The organism is Rathayibacter rubneri, from assembly GCF_023743255.1.
In the GTDB taxonomy this organism is placed as follows: Bacteria; Actinomycetota; Actinomycetes; order Actinomycetales; family Microbacteriaceae; genus Rathayibacter; species Rathayibacter rubneri.
In genome coordinates this window covers 1-3,616 of the sequence record NZ_JAMRYM010000168.1, presented here as the reverse complement: position 1 = coordinate 3,616, position 3,616 = coordinate 1, and the positions used below count along the sequence as shown (strand labels likewise).

The window sequence follows — 3,616 nt, the reverse complement described above, 5'->3', positions numbered from 1 at the left end:
GGAAGAGGGAATCATGACCACCACCACCGAGACCGCCCGGCTGCTGCAGCGCGGCGGCGAGCGGAGGGACTCCGCCCCCGCGGCCGTCGCCCCCCGCCGGCGCCGAGCGCGCCTGGACGGGAGCCAGCTGATCGCATGGGCGTTCCTCGCTCCGCTCGTCGCCTACCTGCTCGTCTTCTACGCCCTCCCGCTCTACCGCAACCTCGAGCTGAGCCTGAAGGACTACACCGTCCGCTCGTTCGTGCAGGGCGACGCGGCGTTCATCGGGTTCGACAACTACGTCCGCGTCTTCCAGGACGCGACCTTCGGTCCGGCACTGCTGCACACCGCGGTGTTCACCGTCGTCTCGATCGCCTTCCAGTTCTCGATCGGGCTCGCGCTGGCGGTCTTCTTCTACCGGACGTTCCCGCTCTCGGCGACGCTGCGGGCGCTGTTCCTGGTGCCGTGGCTGCTGCCGCTGATCGTGTCGGCGTCGACCTGGTCGTGGATGCTCAACAGCGAGTCGGGCATCGTCAACGCGTTCCTGGAGTCGTTCGGCATCGGGCAGATCAACTGGCTCACGTCGCCGTCGACCTCGCTGATCGCGGTCCTTATCGCCAACATCTGGATCGGGATCCCGTTCAACCTCGTGATCCTCTACTCCGGTCTGCAGAACATCTCGCAGGACCTCTACGAGGCGGCCTCGCTCGACGGCGCGAACGGGTTCCAGACCTTCTGGCGCATCACGCTGCCGCTGCTGCGGCCGGTCTCGGCGATCACGATCCTGCTCGGCCTCGTCTACACGCTGAAGGTGTTCGACATCATCTGGATCATGACGAAGGGCGGCCCCGCCGACTCGTCCACCACCCTCGCGACCTGGACCTACCAGCTCGGCTTCGGCTCGATGCTGCCCGACTTCGGACCCGCGGCGGCGGTCGGCAATCTGCTGATCCTCCTGGCTCTCGTCTTCGGCGTCGTCTACATCCGCGTGCAGCGGAAGCAGGCGCAGTCGTGACCGCGCGCAGGCCCTGGTGGCTCACCGCGGTCGGCCTGGTGCTCACGGGGATCATGCTGTTCCCCGTCTACTGGATGGTGAACGTCTCGCTCACCCCGACCGGCTCGATGCGCAAGGATCCGCCGGACTGGTTCCCGTTCTCGCCCACCTTCACCGGTTACGAGGCAGTGCTGCGCGAGCAGCTGCCCTTCCTCGGCACCAGCCTGATCGTGGGGCTCGGGACGGTCGTGCTCACCGTCGCGATCGCCGCTCCGGCCGCGTACTCGCTGGCCAAGCTGCGGCCTCGCGGAGGGAACGGGCTCTCGTTCGTGCTCCTGATCGCGCAGATGATCCCGGCGATCATCATGGCGATGGGGTTCTACGCGATCTACCTCAACCTGGGGCTCCTGAACTCGGTGGCCGGGCTGATCGTGGCCGACTCCACGATCGCCGTGCCGTTCGGCGTGCTGATCTTCACCGCGTTCATGTCGGGGATCCCGGACGAGCTGACGCAGGCGGCCCGGATGGACGGCGCGAGCGCCTGGCGCACCTTCACATCGGTGATCATGCCGATCAGCCGCAACTCCGTCGTCACGGTCTCGCTCTTCGCCTTCCTCTGGGCGTGGTCCGACTTCGTCTTCGCGTCGACGCTCGACAGCGGAGGGGACCTGCAGCCGATCACGCTCGGCATCTACCGCTACATCGGCAACAACAACCAGGAGTGGAACTCGATCATGGCGACCGCCGTCGTCGCCTCCCTCCCCGCCGCCGTGCTCCTCGTCGTCGCCCAGCGCTACGTCTCCGCAGGAGTCACCGCCGGCGCCGTCAAGGACTGACCGTTCCACCTAGGAGAACTCCGTGACCACGACGTCCCCCACTCCGTCCCCCGCTCTCGCCACCGCCTCCGCTCTCGGCGGCCCGGTGGCGCCGAGCTCGGGACGGCTCCGCCCACTCGGGCAGCACGAGATCCGCCTGACCGGCGGGTTCTGGAAGCGGTACCAGGACCTCGGTGCGCAGGCCGTGATCGGCCACTGCCTCTCGTGGATCGAGCGCGTGGGCTGGGCCGGCAACTTCGACCGCGCGGCCGACGGCACGATCTCGGACGCCTCCGGGAACCGCCACGCGGGCATCGAGTTCGTCGACTCGGAGGTCTACAAGCTGCTCGAGGCGATGGCCTGGGAGCTGGGCCGCTCGGACGACGCGGAGCTCGCCTCCTCCTACGACGCCCTCGTGGCGCGGGTCGCCGCGGCGCAGGAGGAGGACGGCTACCTGCACACGAGCTTCGGCCGCCCGGGACAGCCGGCTCGGTACTCGAACCTGGAGTGGGGGCACGAGCTGTACTCGTTCGGGCACCTGATCCAGGCGGCGGTGGCGCGGCTGCGCACGGGGCACGACGATCTGCTGCCCGCGGTGGCGCGTCGGCTGGCGGAGCACGTCTGGCGGGAGTTCGGTCCGGACGGACGCGTCGCGGTCTGCGGACATCCGGAGATCGAACCGGCGCTCGCCGAGTTCGCCCGGGCGACCGGGGAGGGCCGCTGGCTCGAGCTCGCCCGCCTCTTCGTCGAGCGGCGGGGGACCGGGACTCTCGGACCCGTGCAGTTCGGCGCGGAGTACTTCCAGGACGACATCCCCGTCCGCGAGGCGGACGTGCTGCGCGGGCACGCGGTCCGCGCGCTCTACCTCGCCTCCGGAGCGCTCGACGTGGCGGTCGAGACCGACGACGCCGAGCTCGAGGAGGCGGTGCGCCACCAGTGGTCGAGCACCGTGGCGCGCCGCACGTACATCACCGGCGGGATGGGCTCGCACCACCAGGACGAGGCGTTCGGCGCCGACTACGAGCTGCCGCCGGACCGCGCCTACGCCGAGACCTGCGCCGCCATCGCGTCCGACATGCTCAGCTGGCGCCTGCTGCTGCGCTCGGGGGAGACGGCCCATGCCGATCTGATCGAGCGGACGCTGCTGAACGCCGTCCTGCCCGCGATCCGCGCCGACGGACGCGCCTTCTTCTACACGAACACACTGCAGCAGCGGGCCGACGGAGTGGAGCCCGACGAGTCGGTCGAGACCGACCGGGCGCAGTCGAGCCTGCGGGCGCCCTGGTTCTGGGTCTCGTGCTGCCCGACGAACACCGCGCGCACCCTGGCGAGCGTCGAGCTGGGCTTCGCGACCGCGGACGACGAGGGCGTGCAGCTGCACCAGTACGGGGCCTACCGCGTCGAGACCGACGGCATCGCGTTGCAGGTCGAGACCGAGTACCAGGCCGACGGCGAGATCGCCGTGCGGATCGAGGAGGACGCCGAATTCGCACTCACGCTCCGCATCCCGCCGTGGGCGCGCGGCTCGGCGTTGCTCGACGGGGCGCCGGTCGCGGCGTCGCGCGAGACGGTGACCGTGCGCCGGGCGTTCCGCGCCGGGGACACCGTGCGCCTCTCGCTCCCGATGACCGCGCGATTCGTGACACCCCATCCGCGGATCGACGCCGTTCGAGGCCAGGTCGCTCTCGAGCGCGGGCCGTTCGTGCTGGCGATCGAGTCGGTGGACCTGCCGGACGGGCTCGACACCGAGCACCTCGCGGTCGACCGCTCTGTGGAGCCCGTCGTGACGCCGGACGGCGCGCGGGTGGCGCTCGCCGCAGTCTCGGCG

At 70.2% G+C, this 3,616-nt stretch carries 3 protein-coding genes; all 3 read left to right on the top strand.

From position 1 onward, the window contains the following. The first annotated feature begins 13 nt into the window (after nt 1-13). Nucleotides 14-994: a carbohydrate ABC transporter permease gene (locus NB037_RS18890; protein WP_251948508.1), complete on the top strand. Its 981-nt coding sequence runs from the start codon at nt 14-16 to the stop codon at nt 992-994. Continuing rightward, nucleotides 991-1,809 carry a carbohydrate ABC transporter permease gene (locus NB037_RS18885; RefSeq protein WP_251948505.1) on the top strand — a complete coding sequence of 273 codons (819 nt, stop codon included), beginning with the start codon at nt 991-993 and terminating at the stop codon, nt 1,807-1,809. Before NB037_RS18890 ends, NB037_RS18885 begins: the two co-directional genes overlap by 4 nt. 22 nt (nt 1,810-1,831) lie before the next feature. Further along, nucleotides 1,832-3,616, top strand: a 1,785-nt coding sequence (locus tag NB037_RS18880; protein WP_251948503.1) for a glycoside hydrolase family 127 protein, incomplete at its 3' end; no start/stop codon positions are given.